Origin of the sequence: Tsukamurella sp. NPDC003166 (assembly GCF_040611135.1) — a bacterium.
Lineage (GTDB): Bacteria > Actinomycetota > Actinomycetes > Mycobacteriales > Mycobacteriaceae > Tsukamurella.
Window position 1 is genome coordinate 357,690 of the sequence record NZ_JBEXNL010000002.1, and the last position, 18,972, is coordinate 376,661.

General features: G+C 71.2%; 19 protein-coding genes. 13 read left to right on the forward strand and 6 right to left on the reverse strand.

Annotation, left to right across the window (positions count from 1 at the left end; all coding sequences use genetic code 11):
• The first annotated feature begins 6 nt into the window (after positions 1 to 6).
• The 8 genes from nusA (at position 7) to ABZX10_RS03990 (ending at position 8,035) form a co-directional block, all read left to right on the forward strand.
• Positions 7 to 1,008, forward strand: a complete 1,002-nt coding sequence (gene nusA, locus ABZX10_RS03955) for a transcription termination factor NusA (protein ID WP_355534725.1) — start codon at positions 7 to 9, stop codon at positions 1,006 to 1,008.
• Positions 1,005 to 1,250, forward strand: a complete 246-nt coding sequence (locus ABZX10_RS03960) for a YlxR family protein (protein ID WP_355534727.1) — start codon at positions 1,005 to 1,007, stop codon at positions 1,248 to 1,250. Before nusA ends, ABZX10_RS03960 begins: the two co-directional genes overlap by 4 nt.
• 200 nt (positions 1,251 to 1,450) lie before the next feature.
• Positions 1,451 to 4,288 carry a translation initiation factor IF-2 gene (gene infB / locus ABZX10_RS03965; protein WP_355534729.1) on the forward strand — a complete coding sequence of 946 codons (2,838 nt, stop codon included), beginning with the start codon at positions 1,451 to 1,453 and terminating at the stop codon, positions 4,286 to 4,288.
• Between the two features lie 74 nt (positions 4,289 to 4,362).
• Positions 4,363 to 4,653 carry a DUF503 domain-containing protein gene (locus ABZX10_RS03970; protein WP_068746486.1) on the forward strand — a complete coding sequence of 97 codons (291 nt, stop codon included), beginning with the start codon at positions 4,363 to 4,365 and terminating at the stop codon, positions 4,651 to 4,653.
• A gap of 134 nt (positions 4,654 to 4,787) precedes the next feature.
• Entirely contained in the window at positions 4,788 to 5,240 is a 453-nt protein-coding gene (gene rbfA, locus ABZX10_RS03975) for a 30S ribosome-binding factor RbfA (RefSeq protein WP_355534732.1), read from the forward strand.
• Positions 5,237 to 6,178, forward strand: coding sequence for a bifunctional oligoribonuclease/PAP phosphatase NrnA (locus tag ABZX10_RS03980; protein WP_355534734.1), 942 nt, complete (start codon positions 5,237 to 5,239; stop codon positions 6,176 to 6,178). Before rbfA ends, ABZX10_RS03980 begins: the two co-directional genes overlap by 4 nt.
• Positions 6,175 to 7,515, forward strand: coding sequence for an MATE family efflux transporter (locus ABZX10_RS03985; protein WP_355534736.1), 1,341 nt, complete (start codon positions 6,175 to 6,177; stop codon positions 7,513 to 7,515). The genes ABZX10_RS03980 and ABZX10_RS03985 overlap by 4 nt, the downstream gene beginning before the upstream one ends.
• 70 nt (positions 7,516 to 7,585) lie before the next feature.
• Positions 7,586 to 8,035, forward strand: a complete 450-nt coding sequence (locus ABZX10_RS03990) for a hypothetical protein (protein ID WP_355534738.1) — start codon at positions 7,586 to 7,588, stop codon at positions 8,033 to 8,035.
• A 12-nt stretch (positions 8,036 to 8,047) separates the two neighbouring features.
• On the opposite strand, the gene fmdA is transcribed toward ABZX10_RS03990, so the two are convergent.
• Together fmdA and ABZX10_RS04000 are read right to left on the reverse strand one after the other, a co-directional pair.
• Positions 8,048 to 9,304: a formamidase gene (gene fmdA / locus ABZX10_RS03995; protein WP_355534740.1), complete on the reverse strand. Its 1,257-nt coding sequence runs from the start codon at positions 9,302 to 9,304 to the stop codon at positions 8,048 to 8,050.
• A 42-nt stretch (positions 9,305 to 9,346) separates the two neighbouring features.
• Entirely contained in the window at positions 9,347 to 9,631 is a 285-nt protein-coding gene (locus ABZX10_RS04000; RefSeq protein ID WP_355534743.1) for an FmdB family zinc ribbon protein, read from the reverse strand.
• Between the two features lie 80 nt (positions 9,632 to 9,711).
• On the opposite strand from ABZX10_RS04000, the gene ABZX10_RS04005 reads away from it, so the two are divergent.
• On the forward strand, positions 9,712 to 10,134 hold the full coding sequence (locus ABZX10_RS04005) for an HNH endonuclease signature motif containing protein (protein ID WP_355534745.1): 423 nt from the start codon (positions 9,712 to 9,714) through the stop codon (positions 10,132 to 10,134).
• A 9-nt stretch (positions 10,135 to 10,143) separates the two neighbouring features.
• Here the strand turns inward: ABZX10_RS04005 and ABZX10_RS04010 are convergent, their stop codons facing one another.
• The 3 genes from ABZX10_RS04010 to ABZX10_RS04020 form a co-directional block, all read right to left on the reverse strand.
• A complete protein-coding gene (locus ABZX10_RS04010) occupies positions 10,144 to 11,832 on the reverse strand; it encodes a hypothetical protein (protein WP_355534859.1) in 1,689 nt (562 codons plus the stop codon).
• 104 nt (positions 11,833 to 11,936) lie between these two features.
• Positions 11,937 to 12,752 (reverse strand): ion transporter, encoded by an 816-nt coding sequence (locus tag ABZX10_RS04015; RefSeq protein ID WP_355534747.1) that lies wholly within the window; start codon positions 12,750 to 12,752, stop codon positions 11,937 to 11,939.
• A gap of 41 nt (positions 12,753 to 12,793) precedes the next feature.
• Positions 12,794 to 13,723, reverse strand: coding sequence for an iron-siderophore ABC transporter substrate-binding protein (locus ABZX10_RS04020; RefSeq protein ID WP_355534749.1), 930 nt, complete (start codon positions 13,721 to 13,723; stop codon positions 12,794 to 12,796).
• A 141-nt stretch (positions 13,724 to 13,864) separates the two neighbouring features.
• On the opposite strand from ABZX10_RS04020, the gene ABZX10_RS04025 reads away from it, so the two are divergent.
• Genes ABZX10_RS04025 through truB form a run of 4 tightly spaced genes read left to right on the forward strand, consistent with a single transcriptional unit; the run spans position 13,865 to position 17,830 of the window.
• Positions 13,865 to 15,151, forward strand: a complete 1,287-nt coding sequence (locus tag ABZX10_RS04025) for a hypothetical protein (RefSeq protein ID WP_355534751.1) — start codon at positions 13,865 to 13,867, stop codon at positions 15,149 to 15,151.
• 24 nt (positions 15,152 to 15,175) lie between these two features.
• Positions 15,176 to 16,252: a metallophosphoesterase gene (locus tag ABZX10_RS04030; RefSeq protein WP_355534753.1), complete on the forward strand. Its 1,077-nt coding sequence runs from the start codon at positions 15,176 to 15,178 to the stop codon at positions 16,250 to 16,252.
• Positions 16,252 to 16,920: a 4'-phosphopantetheinyl transferase superfamily protein gene (locus ABZX10_RS04035; RefSeq protein WP_355534861.1), complete on the forward strand. Its 669-nt coding sequence runs from the start codon at positions 16,252 to 16,254 to the stop codon at positions 16,918 to 16,920. The genes ABZX10_RS04030 and ABZX10_RS04035 overlap by 1 nt, the downstream gene beginning before the upstream one ends.
• A 1-nt stretch (position 16,921) precedes the next feature.
• Positions 16,922 to 17,830 (forward strand): tRNA pseudouridine(55) synthase TruB, encoded by a 909-nt coding sequence (gene truB, locus ABZX10_RS04040; protein WP_355534755.1) that lies wholly within the window; start codon positions 16,922 to 16,924, stop codon positions 17,828 to 17,830.
• 7 nt (positions 17,831 to 17,837) lie between these two features.
• Here the strand turns inward: truB and ABZX10_RS04045 are convergent, their stop codons facing one another.
• Positions 17,838 to 18,965: a GNAT family N-acetyltransferase gene (locus tag ABZX10_RS04045; protein WP_355534757.1), complete on the reverse strand. Its 1,128-nt coding sequence runs from the start codon at positions 18,963 to 18,965 to the stop codon at positions 17,838 to 17,840.
• Between the last annotated feature and the right edge of the window lie 7 nt (positions 18,966 to 18,972).

Here is an 18,972-nt window from a genome sequence, read left to right on the forward strand (position 1 = left end):
GACGAGATGAACATCGACATGGCGACCCTGCGGGCCATCGAGGCGGAGAAGGACATCTCCGTCGACACGGTGATCGAGGCCATCCAGGTCGCGCTCCTCACCGCGTACAAGCACAGCGAGGGGCACGAGCCGCACGCCCGGATCGACGTCGACCGGCGCACCGGCCAGGTCAAGGTGCTGGCGCAGGAGCTCGACGCCGACGGCAATGTCATCACCGAGTGGGACGACACCCCCGAGGGCTTCGGCCGCATCGCCGCGGACTCGGCGCGCCAGCTGATCATGCAGCGGCTGCGGGACGCGGAGAACGACCGCACCTTCGGCGAGTTCGCCGTCTACGAGGGCGAGGTCGTCTCGGGTGTCGTGCAGGCGGACGCCCGCGCCGCCGCGCGCGGTTTCGTCGTGGTCCGGATCGGCAGCGAGCGCGAGGGCCGCGAGGGTCTGCTGCCGCCGGCCGAGCAGGTGCCGGGGGAGAGCTACGAGCACGGCGACCGGATGAAGTTCTACGTCGTCGGCGTCAGCCGCGGCCAGCGCGGCACGCAGATCACCCTCTCGCGCACGCACCCGAACCTCGTGAAGAAACTGTTCGCGCTCGAGGTCCCGGAGATCGCCGACGGCAGCGTCGAGATCACCTCGGTCGCGCGGGAGGCCGGCCACCGGTCCAAGATCGCCGTCCGCACCTCGGTGCAGGGCCTCAACGCGAAGGGCGCGTGCATCGGCCCGATGGGCCAGCGCGTGCGCAACGTGATGAGCGATCTGGAGGGCGAGAAGATCGACATCATCTCCTACGACGACGATCCGGCCGTGTTCGTCGGCAACGCGCTCTCGCCGTCGTCCGTGGTATCGGTCACAGTGGTCGACGCGAAGGAGAAGGCCGCCCGCGTCGTCGTCCCCGACTTCAAGCTGAGCCTCGCGATCGGCAAGGAGGGGCAGAACGCCCGTCTCGCCGCCCGCCTGACCGGCTGGCGGATCGACATCCGCTCCGACGCGGAGGGCAGTGGGCCGCAGTGAGCGAACCGGTCCGCACCTGCATCGGGTGCCGGGGCCGGGCCGCCGCGGGGGAGCTGATCCGGGTCGTCGCGGTTCCCCGGGCCGACGGTCCGCCGCGCGTCGTCGTGGACGACCGGCGCCGGCTCCCGGGGCGCGGAGCGTGGCTCCACGACGATGCGCGGTGCCGCGAACTGGCGCGGAAGAAGAACGCGTTCCGCCGGGCGCTACGGGTTTCGGGTGCACTGGAGGAGTCCCTGGGGTGAAACCACTTGCCCCGACGCGCTACTATTGTGAGCGGTCTGAAGGCGGTTGGTCTTTTCCAAGGCCCACCCACTCGGAGACGAAGGAATCGAGCTGAAGACATGAGCACACCGTGAAGCACCAGCGATGAACGGCAATCGGAGTAACTAACCGAGGTCGGCGGGACCAGTGACGCCCTCTGACCTCACATTTGAGGAGAAGAGTGGCAGGCAAGGCCCGCGTGCACGAGTTGGCTAAGGAACTCGGTGTCACCAGCAAGGAAGTTCTCGCACGGCTCAGTGAGCAGGGCGAGTTCGTGAAGTCCGCGTCGTCGACGGTGGAAGCCCCCGTCGCGCGGCGCCTGCGCGAGTCGTACGGACCCAAGTCCGACGGCGGCGCGAAGCCGGCCGGCGGCGCGAAGCCCGGTCCGGCGCGCAAGCCGGCCGCACCGGCCGCCCCCGCGACCCCCGCGGCGAGCACCCCCGCAGCGTCGGCGCCCGCGGCCCGTCCGGCGGCTTCCGGCGCACGTCCGGGCCCCCGCCCGGCCGCGCCCGCGGCGCCCGAGCCGACCCCGGCTCCGGCCGCGCCCGCGGCGAGCGCCGCACCGTCGGCCCCCGAGACCGCCGCACCGGCGGCACCGTCGGCCCGCCCGGGCCCGCGTCCGGCCGGACCCAAGCCCGGCCCGCGCACCCCGAAGGTCGGCAACAACCCGTTCTCCTCGCAGGCTCCCGTCGAGCGTGCGCCCCGCCCGCAGCCGGGCCCCGGTGGCCCGCGCCCGCAGGGCGGTCGCCCGGCTCCCGGCCAGGGGGGCCCGCGCCCGCAGGGTGGTCGTCCCGCTCCCGGCCAGGGCGGTCCCCGTCCGCAGGGCGGTGCGCGTCCGGCCGCTGGTCCCGGCGGCCCGCGTCCCACTCCCGGCAGCATGCCTCCGCGCCCGAACCCGGGTGCGATGCCCGCACGCGCCGCGCGTCCGGCCGCACAGGGCCGTCCCGGCCCCGGTGGTCGTGGCGGGCCCGGCGGTCGTCCCGGCGGCGGTGGCGGCTACCGCGGTGGGCCCGGCGGCGGTGCCGGTGGTGGCGCCGGTGCACCCGCAGCGGGTGGTTTCCGCGGTCGTCCCGGCGGCGGAGGTCGGGGTCGTCCCGGCGGCACCGCGGGTGCCTTCGGTCGTCCCGGTGGCGCTCCGCGTCGTGGCCGCAAGTCGAAGCGGGCGAAACGCGCCGAGTACGAGAGCATGCAGGCGCCGATCGCCGGTGGCGTGCGGTTGCCCCGCGGCCAGGGCGAGACGATCCGTCTGGCCCGGGGCGCGTCGCTGAGCGACTTCGCCGAGAAGATCGACGCCAACCCGGCATCGCTGGTCCAGGCGCTGTTCAACCTGGGCGAGATGGTCACCGCGACCCAGTCGGTGAACGAGGAGACCCTCGTCCTGCTGGGCGAGGAGATGAACTACGTCGTCCAGGTCGTCAGCCCCGAGGACGAGGACCGCGAGCTGCTCGACAGCTTCGACCTCACCTACGGCGAGGACGAGGGCGACGAGGACGACCTCGAGCAGCGGCCGCCGGTGGTCACCGTCATGGGCCACGTCGATCACGGTAAGACCCGACTGCTCGACACGATCCGCAAGGCCAACGTCCGAGAGGGCGAGGCCGGCGGCATCACGCAGCACATCGGTGCCTACCAGGTGCTCACGGAGCTCGAGGGCAATGAGCGCCTGATCACGTTCATCGACACGCCGGGTCACGAGGCGTTCACCGCCATGCGTGCCCGGGGTGCCAAGGCCACCGACCTCGCGATCCTCGTGGTCGCGGCCGACGACGGCGTCATGCCGCAGACGGTGGAGGCCATCAATCACGCGCAGGCGGCCGACGTGCCGATCGTCGTGGCGGTGAACAAGATCGACAAGGAGGGCGCGCAGCCGGAGAAGATCCGCGGCCAGCTCACCGAGTACGGCCTGGTCCCCGAGGAGTACGGCGGCGACACGATGTTCGTCGACATCTCCGCGAAGCAGGGCACGAACGTCGACACGCTGCTCGAAGCGGTGCTGCTGACGGCCGACGCCTCGCTCGACCTGCGGGCGAACCCCGACATGGACGCGCAGGGCGTGGCCATCGAGGCGCACCTCGACCGCGGTCGCGGCCCCGTGGCCACCGTGCTCATCCAGCGCGGCACCCTGCGGGTCGGTGACTCGATCGTGGCCGGCGATGCGTACGGTCGCGTCCGCCGGATGGTGGACGAGAACGGCGACGACATCGCCGAGGCGTTCCCGTCGCGCCCGGTGCAGGTCATCGGCTTCACGTCGGTGCCCGGTGCGGGCGACAACCTCCTCGTCGTGGACGAGGACCGCATCGCCCGGCAGATCGCCGACCGGCGCGCGGCGCGCAAGCGCAACGCCCTCGCGGCGCGGTCGCGCAAGCGTGTCTCGCTGGAGGATCTGGACGCCGCGCTCAAGGAGACGAGCCAGCTCAACCTCATCCTCAAGGGCGACAACTCGGGCACCGTCGAGGCGCTCGAGGAGGCGCTGCTCGGGATCGAGATCGACGACGAGGTGCAGCTGCGGGTCATCGACCGCGGTGTCGGTGGCGTCACCGAGACCAACGTCAACCTGGCGTCCGCATCGAATGCGATCATCATCGCCTTCAACGTGCGGGCCGAGGGCAAGGCCACGGAGCTCGCCAACCGCGAGGGCGTGGAGATCCGGTACTACTCGGTGATCTACCAGGCCATCGACGAGGTCGAGGCCGCGCTCAAGGGCATGCTCAAGCCGGTCTACGAGGAGAAGGAGCTCGGCCAGGCCGAGATCCGCGCGATCTTCAAGTCGTCCAAGGTGGGCAACATCGCGGGTTGCATGGTCCAGTCGGGCATCATGCGCCGCAATGCGAAGGCGCGCCTGCTGCGCGACTCGACGGTCGTGGCCGAGAACATCACGGTCACCTCGCTCAAGCGCGAGAAGGACGACGCGACCGAGGTCCGCGAGGGCTACGAATGCGGTCTCACGCTCTCGTACTCCGACATCAAGATCGGCGACGTGATCGAGACCTACGAGCTGGTCGAGAAGGCCCGCGATTAGTCAGGGGTCACCGCCCGGGTGTCGATGCGCCCGGGCGGTGGCTCCCCGAGCCCCTGGGCCGGGTGGCCCGCACGATGTTCATAGGAGCTCTGGAGTTCGATCTCCTGCTGGGTGATGTCCATTCGCTCAAGCAGAAGCGATCCGTCATCAGGCCCGTCCTCGCCGAGCTGCGGAGATTCTCCGTCAGCGCGGCCGAGGTGGGCGAACAGGACCTGCATCGCCGGGCGACGCTCGGCGTCGGCGTGGTCGGCCCCGACCACGCGCACGTCGTCGAGATCCTCGATCGGTGCGAGCGCACCGTCGCCGCGCATCCCGAGACCCAGCTGCTCTCGGTGCGCCGCAGGCTGTTCGGCCCCGAGGATTAGCGCGACGTGATCGGGGTCGGTGCGGGACACATGTCCTTCGCCGCCCACCGGGATATGCTCGCTGTCCACCGATCGTTCGCGGCGCGCTCGGCGCCGTGGGTCGATCGTCAGAGGTTTCAAGGGAGGGAGTAGTCATGGCTGACCCGGCACGGGCAGCTCGGCTCGCCAAGCGGATCGGCACGATCGTCGCGACGGCGATCGAGCACGACATCAAGGATCCGCGTCTGGACCACGTGACCGTCACCGATACGCGGGTGACGAACGACCTGCACGACGCGACGGTGTTCTACACCGTCATGGGGCCCACGCTCGACGTCGAGCCGGACTACGAGGCCGCCGCGGCGGGCTTGGAGAAAGCCCGGGGCCAGCTCCGCAGCAAGGTCGGCGCGGGTACGGGCGTGCGATTCACGCCCACGCTCCGGTTCGAGCTCGACGGGGTGCCCGCCGCGGTCGCGAACATGGAGGCGCTGCTGGCCAAGGCCCGCGAGCAGGACGAGCGGGTCGCCGCTGTGGCGGCCACCGCGCAGCCGGCGGGCGACGCGGATCCGTACAAGCACGACGAGGACCCGGACGAGGATCCGCGGTGACCGACGCCCTCGCGGCCGTCGCGGCAGCGCTCGACGGGGCGTCCCGCGTGGCGGTGTACTGCCACGTGCGGCCCGACGCCGACACGCTGGGTTCGGGGCTGGCGCTGGCGCGGGTGCTCCGTGCCCGCGGTGCCGAGGTCTCGGTGAGCCACCCCGGTCCGGACCTGCCGTCGGGCATCGGCGGCCTGGCCGGCGCCGACGGCTTCTCGGCCCCGATCGACGCCGAGGTCGCGGTCGCCGTCGACTGCGCCAGCGCGGAGCGGCTCGCCGGACTGGAGGCCTCGTTCGGGGAGCACCCGGTGCGGGTCGTGATCGACCATCACGCCACGAACGGCGGGTTCGGCACCGTCGACCTGATCGACCCGTCGGCGAACAGCACCACGGAACTGGTGCTGGCGGTGGTCGATGCGCTCGGCGCCGAGCTCGACGCGGAGACCGCGGACTGCCTGTACGCGGGCCTGGTCACCGACACCGGCTCGTTCCGCTGGGCCTCGCCCGCGGGGCATCGGACGGCGGCCCGGCTGCTCGAGGCGGGCGCGCACGGGCGCGAGCTCACGCGGGAACTGCTCGACAGCCATCCGCGTGCCTGGTTCCCCATGGTCGCGGCGGTGCTCGGCTCTGCGACGGCCGTGCCGGAGGCCTTCGGCGGCCGCGGCGCGGTCTACGCCGTCTGTCGCGCCGTCGACCGCGGCCCGCTCGGCTGGGACGCCGCCGAATCCCTCATCGACCTGCTCCGGACGGCGGACGACTGCGAGGTCGCCGCGTTGTTCAAGGAGGCCGACAACGGCGAGTGGTCCGCGTCGCTGCGGGCGCGCACCGATGTCGATGTCTCGGCGGTGGCGCGCGTCTTCGGCGGCGGCGGGCACCGGCTGGCGGCGGGCTACTCGGCCACCGGCACGGCGGAGGACGTGGTGACGGCGTTCCTCGCCCGCGCATGACCGAGGCGGTGGCCGCCGTCCCGTCCGGTCTCGGCAGGCGGATCGTCGGACAGGCGCTGCCCGCGCTCGGGGTGCTCGCCGCCGAACCCCTCTACCTGCTGTGGGACACGGCGATCATCGGCCGGCTGGGCGCGCTGCCGCTGGCGGGCCTCGCCGTGGGCGGGCTCATCCTGGCGACGGTCTCGACGCAGCTGACCTTCCTCTCCTACGGCACCACCTCGCGCTCGGCGCGCCGCTACGGCGCGGGGGATCCCGACGGTGCCGTCACCGAGGGCGTGCAGGCCACGTGGCTCGCGCTCGCGGTCGGCGGTGTCCTGCTGACCCTGGTGCAGATCTTCGCGGGGCCGGTGACGCGCGCGCTCGCCGGTCGCGACGAGATCGCCGTCGCGGCGGAGTCGTGGCTGCGGGTGGCGGCGTTCGGCATCCCGCTCATCCTGGTCACGATGGCCGGGAACGGCTGGTTGCGCGGCGTGCAGCGGCCCCGGGCCCCGCTCGTGTTCGTGCTGGCGGGCCTGGGCCTGTCGACGGTGCTGTGCCCCGTCCTCGTCCACGGCTGGCTCGGCGCGCCCGAGCTGGGCCTGGTCGGTTCGGCGTGGGCGAACCTCGCCGGGCAGGTCGTCAGCGGTCTGCTGTTCCTCGGTGCGGTGGTCCGCGCGGCACCGGCGGGCGGACTCCGGTTCCGGCCCGCCGTGGTTCGGGCCCAGCTCGTGTTGGGCCGCGACCTGATCGTGCGCAGCCTGTCCTTCCAGATCTGCTTCATCTTCGCCGGGGCGGTCGCGGCCCGCGCGGGAGCGCAGTTCGTGGGCGCGCACCAGATCGCGATGCAGCTGTGGAACTTCGTGGCCCTCGTCCTCGATTCGCTCGCGATCGCCGCGCAGACGCTGGTGGGCGCCGCGCTCGGCGCCGGGAACACGGAGGCCGCGCGGTCGCTGGGGCACCGGGTCACGGCGTGGTCCACGGCCTTCGCGGTCGCCATCGCCGCGGCGCTGGCGGCCCTGGCCGGCACCCTGCCGCACGCGTTCACCGCCGACGCCCAGGTGCTCGACGCGCTGACGGTGCCGTGGTGGTTCCTCGTGGGGATGGTGCCGGTCGCCGGGGTGGTCTTCGCGCTCGACGGTGTGCTGCTCGGCGCCTCGGACGCCGCGTACCTGCGTACGGCGACGATGGTGTCGGCGCTCGTCGGGTTCCTGCCGCTGATCTGGCTCTCGTACGCCTTCGGCTGGGGGCTCACGGGCATCTGGTCGGGTCTGGCGGCGTTCATGGTGCTGCGCTGCGTGGCCGTGGTGTCCCGCTTCCTGGGCCATCGGTGGGAGCAGGTGGGCACCGCGCCCGGCTGATCGGGCGGGTCCGGCGGAGCCTCGGCGATCCGGCTTGCAATGCGGCCGTGAATGCGATCCTATGTTGCATATGGCATTCACTGTGATTGCGCGCACGCCCGCGTTCCGCCGGATTCTGGCCGGTACGGCCGTCGTCGCCGGACTCGGAGCGATGGTGGCATGTGCACCATCCGATTCGGGGTCGGTGCCCTCGTTCACCGTGAACCCGAGCGCGGGCTCGGGCCCGTCGTCGGCGCCCTCGTCCGCAGCGTCCGCGAGCGCCTCGTCCTCGGCCGCCGCGACCACGTCCGCCGCGCCGGCCCAGGTGGGCACGCCCGAGCAGCCCTACGTCGCCCCGTACCCGCCGGACACCACCGCCGCGTACCCGACGACCACGACCACGACGACGTACCCGACCGGGACGCAGCAGCAGACGACGCAGCCCTACCCGACCACCGTCGTGATCCCGCCGGGCATCGACGTGCCGCCGGGCGTGCCGCGCACCATCACCATCCCGCCGAACCTGCCCTTCCCGCGCTGACCCGAGCCCCGGTCAGCGCGACGCGCGCGGCGCGCCCTGGCCCGGATCGATCTGCACCGGTCCGTCCTTGCCCGGCGTCACGTCGAAGTCGAAGATCGACGTCGGGATGTACACGGTGGCACAGGAGTTCGGGATGTCGACGACGCCCGAGAGGCGGCCCTCGATCGGCGCCGCGCCGAGGAGCAGGTACGCCTGCTCCGGGCTGTAGCCGAACTTCGTGAGGTAGTCGATCGCGTGCAGGCACGCCCGCTGATAGGCGAGGTGGCTGTCCAGGTAGCGCTGTTCGTCGTCGAGGGTCACCGACGTGCCCGAGAAGGCGAGGAACTGCTCGTACCGCGGGCCCACGTCGCCGCCGGGCAGGAAGATCGCGTTCTCGCTGACGCCGTAGGTCTCCATGCCGCCGGCGATGATGTCGACGTGCAGGTCGATGAAGCCGCCCATCTCGATGGCGCCGCAGAAGGTGATCTCGCCGTCGCCCTGGCTGAAGTGCAGATCGCCCACCGACAGGTTCGCCCCGTCCACGAACACGGGGTAGAAGACGCGGGTGCCGCGGGTGAGGTTCTTGATGTCCTGGTTGCCGCCGTTCTCGCGCGGCGGGGCGGTGCGGGCGGCTTCCGCGGCGGCCGCGGTGAAGGCGTCGCCGGTGAGGGTGCCGAGGATCGCGTCGTTCGGCTCCGGCGGGAGCGCCAGCGGCGGGACCCGGTCCGGATCGGTCGCGATGAGCGCTGCCTCGCGGGTGTTCCACCGCGCCAGCAGGTCCTTCGACGGTGCCGTCCCCATCAGGCCCGGGTGGATGATGCCGGTGAAGCTCACGTGGGGCACGTGCCGCGACGTGGCGGTGTGCCCGGTGAAGTCCCAGACCGCCTTGTAGGCGTCGGGGAACTGCTCGGTGAGGAAGCCGCCGCCGTTCTCCTTGGCGAAGATGCCCGTGTAGCCCCAGCCCTGGCCGGCCAGCGGGCCGCTGTCCTCCTGCGGGATCGGCCCCACGTCCACGATGTCGACGATGAGCAGGTCACCGGGCTTCGCGCCCTCGACCGCGATCGGTCCCGATAGCGTGTGCACGGAGGTCAGCGGCGCGTTGAGGATGTCCTCCGCCGAGTCGTCGTTGTGGATGGCACCGTCGAACCATTCCCGGCAGTGGACCCGGAAGGTGTCGCCCGGCTTGACGGTGACGGCCGGCGGGATGGCGTAGTGCCACCGATTGTGGCCGACCTTCTCCTGATCGGTGAACTTCTTGCTGGAGTCGAGCGGAAAGACGACTTCGGGCATGGAACTGGCCTTTCTTCTGCGGTGGACGATCGGGGGGGGGATTCAGGGGCGGGGGAGTCCCGCGTGCCGGGGGTTCGACGGTGCGCCGCCCCCGCCTCCGCGCGTCCGCCCGGTCGGGGCGGAGACGACGGCCGGCTTCTCGGCCGTGGCCTTGGTGGCGTCCAGCAGCTTCATCGCCCGCGACGCCCCGCTGCCCAACCGGGGCGCGGTGATCCCGCGACGTGCCGGGGCCCCGCAGCGACAGGCCGTCGCCTCGGGGACCTCGCGCATGCTGTAGACGGCGTCGAAGGGTCCGCAACTGCTGCAGCGGAATTCGTAGGTGGGCATGAGTGGACCGTATTCCCTTCGTCGGGTTCCCGGGCGGAAACTACCGAATCGGTATCGTTTTCGATGGGTAACGTGTGCCCGTGCCCCCGAAGTCGACTGCGCCGCGCGCGCAGACCCGCAAGGCCCGGGTCGCCCGCCGCCGCGCGCGCCGGGTGGCCGCCGCCGACAACGACCTCACCGTGCCCGAGTGGAACGAACTGGTCGCCCTGTGGGGCGTGTGCGCGTACTGCGGCGGGGCGGGGCCGTTCCAGAAGGACTGTGTCCTGCCGATCTCCAGGGGTGGCCGCTACACGCAGACGAACGTGGTGCCCGCGTGCCGCTCGTGCAACGCCAGCAAGTGCAACTCCGAGGTCACGGGGTGGATGCGCCGCAAGAAGCTCGACGAGCGGGCCTTCCTGCAGGGGCACGCCGAGATCCTGATGCACCTGCGGGGGCGAACCTCGGACGACGGCGCGCCGGCCCCCGCGGAGGAGGCCGGCGCACCGTCGGATCAGGTGGAGTGAGGCGAGCGCCTAGCGCACCGGCGGGTCGGCGGGCAGGACGTGCGCACCGGACCTGTCCGTCGACAGTGCCAGCGAGCTGATGTACTGCTTCTCGCCGTCGGGGCCGGGCACCGCGGAGGCCACCATGTCGGGCCGCTCGAACTCGACGCCGGTCACGCAGCACAGGAGCTTCTCGCCCGACGGGTTGCCGTACTCGTCGAACATCGGCAGGTCGATGCCGTCGTCGCTGCGGCGCAGGTAGTACTTGCCCCGCGTGGCGACGGCGAGGACCGGCGGCAGCACCAGCGCGAGGACCAGTGCGACCAGCGGCGAGTAGGGCTGCAGGCCCGAGCCGAGGAGCCCGAAGAACGCGGCGATGGACAGGCCCGCCGCCACGATCACCGAGACGAAGCCGACCGGGTTGACGTCGTAGAGCATGCCGCGGCGGAACTCCGGGACCTTCGGCGAGATCTTCAGGAGGTACTTGTTGATCGCGATGTCGCTGGCGACGGCGACGATCCAGGCGATGCCGCAGTTGGCGTAGAAGTTCAGCAGGTTGTTGAGGAAGCTGAACATGTCGGCCTCCATGAGCACGATCGCGATGACCACGTTGAACACCAGGAACACCAGGCGGCCCGGGTAGGTCTTGGTGACGCGGGTGAAGCTGTTGGTCCACGCCAGCGAGCCCGAGTACGCATTGGTCACGTTGATCTTGATCTGGCTGATCACCACGAGGATCACCGCGAGGGTCAGGGCGAGCCAGTGCGGCAGGAAGTCCTGATAGATCTCCACGAACTGGTGCACCGGCTGATTGGCGATGCCGGCGTTGTCGATCGTGATCCCGATCAGGTAGACGGCCAGGAAGAGACCGACGATCTGCTTGACGGCGCCGAAGAAGACCCAGCCGGGGCCGGCGGTGATCACGGCGGTCCACCAGCGGCGCGAGTTCTCGGGCGTCTTGGGCGGCATGAACCGCAGGTAGTCGATCTGCTCGGCGATCTGCGCGATGAGCGACAGGCACACGCCCGCGGCCAGCATCGTGCCGGCGAAGCTGACGCCCTTGTGCAGGGGTGCACCGGTGGCGGTGTCGATGCCGCCGAAGGCGAAGAAGTCGCCGATCGCCTCGGGGTGCTTGAGCAGCAGGTAGCCGAAGGGCAGCACCATCATCACGAGCCACAGCGGCGTGGTCCACACCTGCAGCTTCGCGAGCGTGTTCATGCCGTAGATCACGAGCGGGATGATGAGCACCGACGAGAGCAGATATCCCAGCCACAGCGGGACGCCCAGGCCGAGTTTGAGGCCCTGCGCCATGATCGATCCCTCGAGCGCGAAGAAGATGAACGTGAACGACGCGAAGATCACGTTCGTCAGCACCGAGCCGTAGTAGCCGAAGCCGCTGCCGCGGGTGATGAGGTCCAGGTCGATGTTGTACCGCGCGGCGTAGTAGGCCAGCGGGTACCCGGTCAGCACGATGACCAGGGCGAAGAAACCGATGCCCCAGAGCGCGTTGCCGGTGCCGTTCGCGATGCCGATGTTCGCGCCGATCGCGAAGTCGGCGAGGTAGGCGATGCCCCCGAGCGCCGAGGTGGCGACCACGGCGGGGCCCCACTTGCGGTAGCTGCGCGGTGCGAAGCGCAGGGTGTAGTCCTCGAGCGTCTCGCGGGAGGCGCTGTCGCTGAGCGGGGTCGACGGTGCGGTCGTCGCCTCCGGGGGTTGCAGTGCGGTCACGAAAGATCCCTTCCGGCCCGGCCGTGCGGCGCGGGGTTGGAAGGAATCGTGCTGGGGAGGCGTTGGGCCGCGGTGTCCGCGCCGTAACGGGTCGGTTACGGGACCGGGCGCACTGTGACAGCGGCGTTGCCCGGTGTCGTCCGCGCCGCCGCGTCCTCCTTGCGCTTGACGGAATCCCGTATCTGGTCGATGTTCTCGCGCAGCATGTCGGAGACCAACTCGTCGGTCCGCTCGTCGGCGAGGACCTGGAGCACCATCCGGAACGAGGTGTCCACGATCAGCTGGATGATCTCGTCGTGGAACGGGATGTACTTGACCGCCTTGGTCTGCGGGTCGTTCTTCACCATCTCCTGGATCATCCCGCTCATCTCGGGCCGGTTCTCCTCGAGCGCCAGGGCGATGTTCTTGGTGTAGTGGCCGGTCTTGAGCACCTCGGTCACCTCGTCGAGGACGGCGACCGTGATCGGCCGCTTCACCGCGTCGACCACGGCGTCGGTGGCGCGACCCACGACGACGGCGGTGATCCGGTCGCCGTAGGCGCGGTCGATCGCGGTGGCGAGCCGTGCGATCACCAGGACGAGCCGGAGGAACTTGAAGGCCGACGGCAACGCCATCGTGACCACGAACGCGGGCACCATGCCGAGCAGCTCGTACCAGTTGAGCAGCAGGAACCTGCGCGACCAGTGCGCCGCGCGCCAGCGGGCCAGGAACTCCAGGAAGAAGATCAGACAGATCGCGGCGTCGATCCACAGCACGGTGATGTAGAGCCCGCGCGGCAGGTGCACGAAGGTCATCACCGTGATCAGGACGAGCGAGACGATCGCCAGCGCGATCATCGCCCAGTCCATCCAGTCGACGGGGCGGCGGCGGCCGGTGGTGGCCGCGGCCGCGGGGGCAGTGGGCTCAGTCATCGCCCTTGAGACTACTGAGCCGCGCCGGTATCGCCCCGGATTCAGCCCTTCGGCTTCACCAGGCGCTGCACGTCGTCGATGATCCGGCCCGCGCCGATCACGCCGATGCCCACCATCCAGGTCTCGTCCTCGACGGCGAAGGCGCGCCCGGCGGCGACGGCGGGCAGCGCACCCCAGCGCTCGGTGACGGACTTCGCGGTGGCGGTGGCGTTCGCGCCCTCGGTGTGGAAGACGGTCTCGCCGGTGATCTCGGCGAAGTTCTCCAGCGAGGTCTCGACCATCGAATACTCGTTCCACGCTTTCTGCGGGATGGTGAAGCCCATCGCGCGGATCACGGTGCCGGAGAAGGTGTCGGGACCGTAGAGGCGGAAGCCGTTGGCGCGGAAGCGCACGATGGACAGCGTGGTGCCCGGCGCGCCCACCTGCTTTCCGACCGCGGCGGCTCGGGCGTCGAGCTCGGTCAGCTTCGTGTTCATCGCCTCGGTGCGATTGACGGCGTCCGCGGTGATGTGCGCCTGCTCCTTCCAGTTGGTGCCGGAGTCCACGGAGAAGACGGTCGGCGCGATCCGGGAGAGCTGGGCGTAGAGCTTCTCGTGGCGCACCTTGGACCCGATGATCAGGTCGGGCTTGAGCGCCGCGATCTCCTCGACGTTCGGGGCGGTGGTGGCGCCCACGGAGGTGGTACCGCCCAGCCTGTCGCGGAGATAGCCCGGGAAGCCCTCGTTGGCGGCGGACACCGTCGCCCCGACGGGCGTGATGCCGAGCGAGACAAGAGCGTCCAGCTGGGGTGAGTCGATCACCACGATCCGCTTCGGGGCGACGGGGACCTTCGTCTCACCCATTGCGTGGACGACGGTGCGCGTGTGCTCGCGGTCGGCGTCGCCTCCGCCGGATCCGCACGCCGCGACCGTGGCGGCGGTGGCCACGGCGAGCATGGCGGAGAGGAATCTGCGGCGGTTCGGGGTGGCCATGAAGCGACCCTAGCAGTTGCTTAGCCTTGCCTTGCCAATCGGTAGATCGTCACTGAGCTGGCCGCAGCGAGTTGTTCGGGGGAGAAATTCATCTGTTCGGACGACGTCAGCAGGACGAGCCCGCCGCTACAGTTTCTGCGCATGCGAATCTCTGTTCTGGTGCCGGCGTTGGTGGCGTCGATCCTGGTGGCGGGCTGCGGCACAAGTAGCGGTGACGGCGCTACGCGGACGCCGACGGCGCAGACCACGACAGCTTCCGCCTCGTCGTCCGCGTCGGTCACGGCGACGCCGGCGCGCGTGGACCGTGTCCCGGTGCCGGACGTCAACCCGTCGGACACCCCGTTCAAGGACGGCTGGTCGAGCTACGGCGGCGTGCCCTACACCGGGTGTGGCGGAGCGTACTACTCCGCTGTTCACAGCGCCGAAGCGGTGCAGGTCTTTCGGCCGGAGTCCGGCGAGTTCTGGCACCCCACCAAGCCGAGCGTGCAACCGGGTGAGGTGGAGAACAAGACACACTGCACCCTGGCGGGCGTGCCCACCGACCCGGACCTCGTGTGGGTGCAGCAGGTCACGGTTCCCGCACAGGGGCTCTCGCCCGAACGCAAGACCGTCAGGGTGTCGGTCCAGAAGGTCGGGACGGACACCGTCGCCCGGACCGCGACGGTCGCGGTGGACGGTTGGACCGGATCACCCGCGGCGACGCGGTCCACCATTCTGCTGACGTACGGCAGCAAACTCGTCGGAGTGGACCTCGCGACGCTGAAGCAGGGCTGGACGGGACCGTCCGAGTACCGGTCCATCGGCCCGAACGGGCTGGTCGCGAAGGTGGACAAGAGCAACACCAACCGGGTGTGGACGCTGTTCTCCCCGACGGGCCAGCAGGTCGCGTCGTCGCCGGACCAGTCGGCGGACGGCAAAGGTCCTGTGGGCTGGTCCGACGGTGTCACGGGCGACGTGTTCACGACGCCCGACGGGTTCTTCGATGTCAAGGCGGGGGTGTACCGGCCCTTCGACAAGCGGCTGATCTCGGACGGCGCAACCGTCTCAGCGGTGGTTGGAAGGCAGATCTTCCTCAACGGGCCGGCGATCGCGGTCGTCGACGTGGACTCGGGACGGACGGTGTTCTCGATGACGGCGGCCGAGGTGTCCGCCGCGCGGATCTACGAGTCGTGGTACTTCGACGGTCACCTCTACCTGATCAATCGAAACGACGGCAGTGGCGCGTACTCCGTTACCACCATCGCCGACCGGAAGGAGATCGCCACCAGCTGGCTACGGCGGCCCGCGGCGACACAGCTCGGCTGGACCTGGGTGTCGGAGTCGAAGGGGACGTCGATGTGCGAGACGGTGGGCAGCACGTCGGGCAAGGGCTGTGCGGCTGTGCTGGTGCGGAACGTGGACGGCAGGTATCCGGGACCCTGGTACTGAGCGCGCGCCCGGTAGCGTGGAGGGGTGGCGAACCTCTGGGCGATCAGTGACCTGCACGTGGGGCACCGGGGGAACGAGGGCATCGTCGACGAGGTGTGGCCCACGTCCCCGGACGACTGGCTGATCCTGGCCGGCGATGTCTGTGAGCGCACCGACCAGCTCGATGAGGTGCTCACCGCCCTGGCGCCCCGGTTCGAGAAGGTCATCTGGGTCCCGGGCAACCACGAGCTGTACACCACGTCCAAGGACCCGATGCAGGTCTTCGGCGAGGCCCGCTACGACCACCTGGTGGAGATCTGCCGGCACCACGGCGTGCTCACGCCCGAGGACCCGTTCCCGGTGTTCGACGACCCGGACGACCCCGAAACAGCGCCGGTCGCGATCGTCCCCATGTTCCTGCTCTACGACTACAGCTTCCGCGACGAGGGCCTCACGACGCTGCAGGCACTGGCGCGCGCGAAGGAGAAGAGCGTCGTCGCGACCGACGAGTTCCTGCTCTCGCCCGAGCCCTACGCGACCCGGGACGCGTGGTGCCGGGCGCGCCTGGAGTACACGCGCCGCCGGCTCGCCGCGCTGCCGGCCGGCACCCGGACCGTGCTGGTGAACCACTGGCCGCTGCGCCGCGAGCCCACCGAGGTGCTGTTCTACCCGGACTTCGCGCTGTGGTGCGGCACCGTCGAAACCGCGGACTGGCACCGCACCTACAACGCCGAGGCGGCCGTCTACGGGCACCTGCACATTCCCCGCACCACCTGGTACGACGGCGTTCGGTTCGAGGAGGTGTCGGTGGGTTACCCGCGGGAGTGGCAGGAGCGGGGCCTGCCCGAGCCGCTGCTGCGGCGGATCCTCCCGGCGCCGGCGTACACGGAGGAATCACTGGGGCACTACGGCGTCCATTTCGAGGTGGACCCGAAGTACCGGGACGATCCGGAGCGGTTCGCCGCGGAACGCGCTGCCGCGCAGGAGCGCCTCAGTGACCGCCGGGTGGCGGCACGGGAGCGGATCGCGGAGCGTCGCGCGGCACGGGAGTCCGGCGCCGGACGGGGCGGTGGCCCCGGGGATTCCGGCCGCTCGGCGCGGGCGAAGGAGTCGGAGAAATGATCCTGCAGTCCATGCTCCCGCGCGGGCTCGTCGCGCGGGAGGCCCACGGCGATGTGGACGCGCCATTGCACCCGCGCGAGGCGGCGCAGATCGCGCGGGCCGTGCCCAAGCGGCAGGCGGAGTACGCGACGGTGCGCCAGTTGGCGCGGGAGGCGCTGGGGGAGTTGGGCATCGACGACGCCGTGCTCGTCAAGGGCGAGGGCGGCGGGGTGGACTGGCCGCGCAACGTGGTGGGCGCGCTCACGCACTGCGACGGCTACCGCGGCGCGGTGGTGGGCTACCGGATGGGGGTGCGCACCGTCGGGATCGACGCCGAGCCGCACCTGCCGCTGCCGGACAAGGTGCTGCCCACCGTCTCCCTCGACTCCGAGCGGGAGGTGCTCGCCGCCCGCGACCAGGACGGCCTGCACTGGGACCGGCTCCTGTTCTGTGCCAAGGAGGCCACGTACAAGGCGTGGAACCCGATCACGGGCCGCTGGCTCGGCTTCGAGGACGCGGAGATCACCTTCGGCCTCGACTCGCGCAGGGACGATTCGGCCGAGGGCACGTTCCGGTCCCGGATCCTCATCGACGGTAGGGCCACCGACGGCGGCCCGCCGGTCGCGTCCTTCGAGGGCCGGTGGCGGATCACCGACGGCCTCATCGTGACCTCGATCGCGGAGGTGTGAGATGACCACTCCCCACCGGGGCTTCCTCGAGCCCGACGGCGCCGGGCTCGTCATCGTGGACAAGCCCGCCGGACTGACCAGCCACGACGTAGTCGCTCGCTGCCGCCGCGCCATGAGTACCCGCAAGGTCGGCCACGCCGGCACCCTCGACCCGATGGCCACCGGCGTCCTCGTCATCGGCATCGAGCGCGCCACGAAGCTGCTCGGCCACCTCGCCCTGACGACGAAGGCCTACGCGGCCACCGTCCGGCTCGGCGCCTCGACGACGACCGACGACGCCGAGGGCGGGATCACCGGCGGCGCCTGCGCCGCAGGGCTTTCCGAGGATGCCGTCCGCGCCGCCATGCTCCCGTTGACGGGTGAGATCGAGCAGGTCCCGTCGACGGTGAGCGCGATCAAGGTCGACGGTAAGCGCGCCCACCAGTTGGTCCGTGAGGGTGCCGAGGTCCAGCTCAAGCCGCGACCGGTCACCGTCGACGAGTTCGCGGCGCACGCCTTCCGGCGCGAGGGCGAGTACCTCGACCTCGACGTGACCGTGGAGTGCTCGTCGGGAACGTACGTCCGGGCGCTCGCCCGCGACCTCGGCGCGGCGCTCGGCGTGGGCGGGCACCTCACCGCCCTGCGTCGCACGCGGGTCGGACCCTACGGCCTCGACCACGCGATCACGCTCGACGACCTCGCCTCGACTCCGCGCCTGTCGTACGGCATCGACGAGGCGATCGCCGCGGGGTTCACCAGCCGCGAGGTGACCGCGGAGCAGGCAGTCGACCTGTCGCTCGGTCGCTGGCTGGATCCGGTGGGGATCCCGGGCGTCTACGCCGCGGCCACCCCGGACGGCCGCGTCGTCGCCCTCCTGCAGGAGAACGGCAAGCGCGCGAGCTCGGTCTTCGTGGTGCGTCCGTCGGCCTGAGCGGCGGTCACCACTCGAGGAAGCGGGTCCAGCTCTCGCGGGGCGTGGATTCGTCACCGAGCGTCGGCAGGGTCGTGCCCTCGGAGACGAAGCCCAGCGCGGCCAGGTCCGCGGTGGCGCCCGCATGGCGGTCCGCCAGCGCGATCGTCAGTCGCCGGGTCCGCTGATCCTCCGCGGCGACCCGGCAGGCGGCGACGACGGCCGCAGTCGCGCCGTCGCGTTCCGCATCACGGTTCAGGCGATCGATGATCTCGGTCGTCGAGGTACCGCCGTCGACGTGGGTGCTGATCGCCCCGATGGGTCGACCGTCGACGGTCGCGGTGTGCTCGCCGGCGCGGGTGGGGAGGAAGCCGATGTCGTGGCCTTCGACGGCGCTGGTGGCGGCGAACGCGGCGTCGGCCGTCGGGGTGGCGCGGGCGGCGCGTGCCCGGGCGCGCAGCCGGCGGACCCCGTACCGGGCCACCCCGAGGGCCGCGCCGGGTGACGGCCGGCCCGCGGGGCGAGGCGGCAGCGGCTCGGCGCCGATCGAGGCGATGACCGCAGCCAGTTCCGCCCGCGCCGCCGCGACATTGCGGTGGACGTGGATCACGTGATCGGTCGGTCGGCCGTCGTACTCGCGGAGCCCGCGGAGTGTCTGCAGGTAGGTGAAGCCGACCGATTCGGCGAGGGCGATCGCCGGCCGGTTGTGCACGGCCATCGGCCCCACGATGAAGGGCAGGTCGGGGTGCGCGGTGAACGCATCGAGGAGGCAGGCGGCGGTGACGAAGACGGCGACCTCCGCCGAGCGGGGGAGGCCGGCGATCCATGTGGACGCCTCGGCGTGTCCTGTGCGCGGATCCCGGCCCGCCCACACCTGGTAGCCGACCACCCGGTCCTCGGCGCCGTCCTCGACGGTGAGCACGCGCGCGATGCGTACGTCGGGGTCGTGGGTCGCCGTCCACCAGCTCTCCGCCCAGGAGGCGGGGGAGTGCGCCGCATCCCAATCGGTGTCCGGGCTGCCGAACGCCGGCCGCAGGCGCTTCTCGTGCTCGAGGTTCGTGCGGCGCCACGATCGTCCGTCCGAGAGGCGCGGGGCGCGCAGCTCGACGACGTGCTCGCCGATGCGGTAGCGGCCGGCGTTCGACTGGGTGGTCACCATGTGA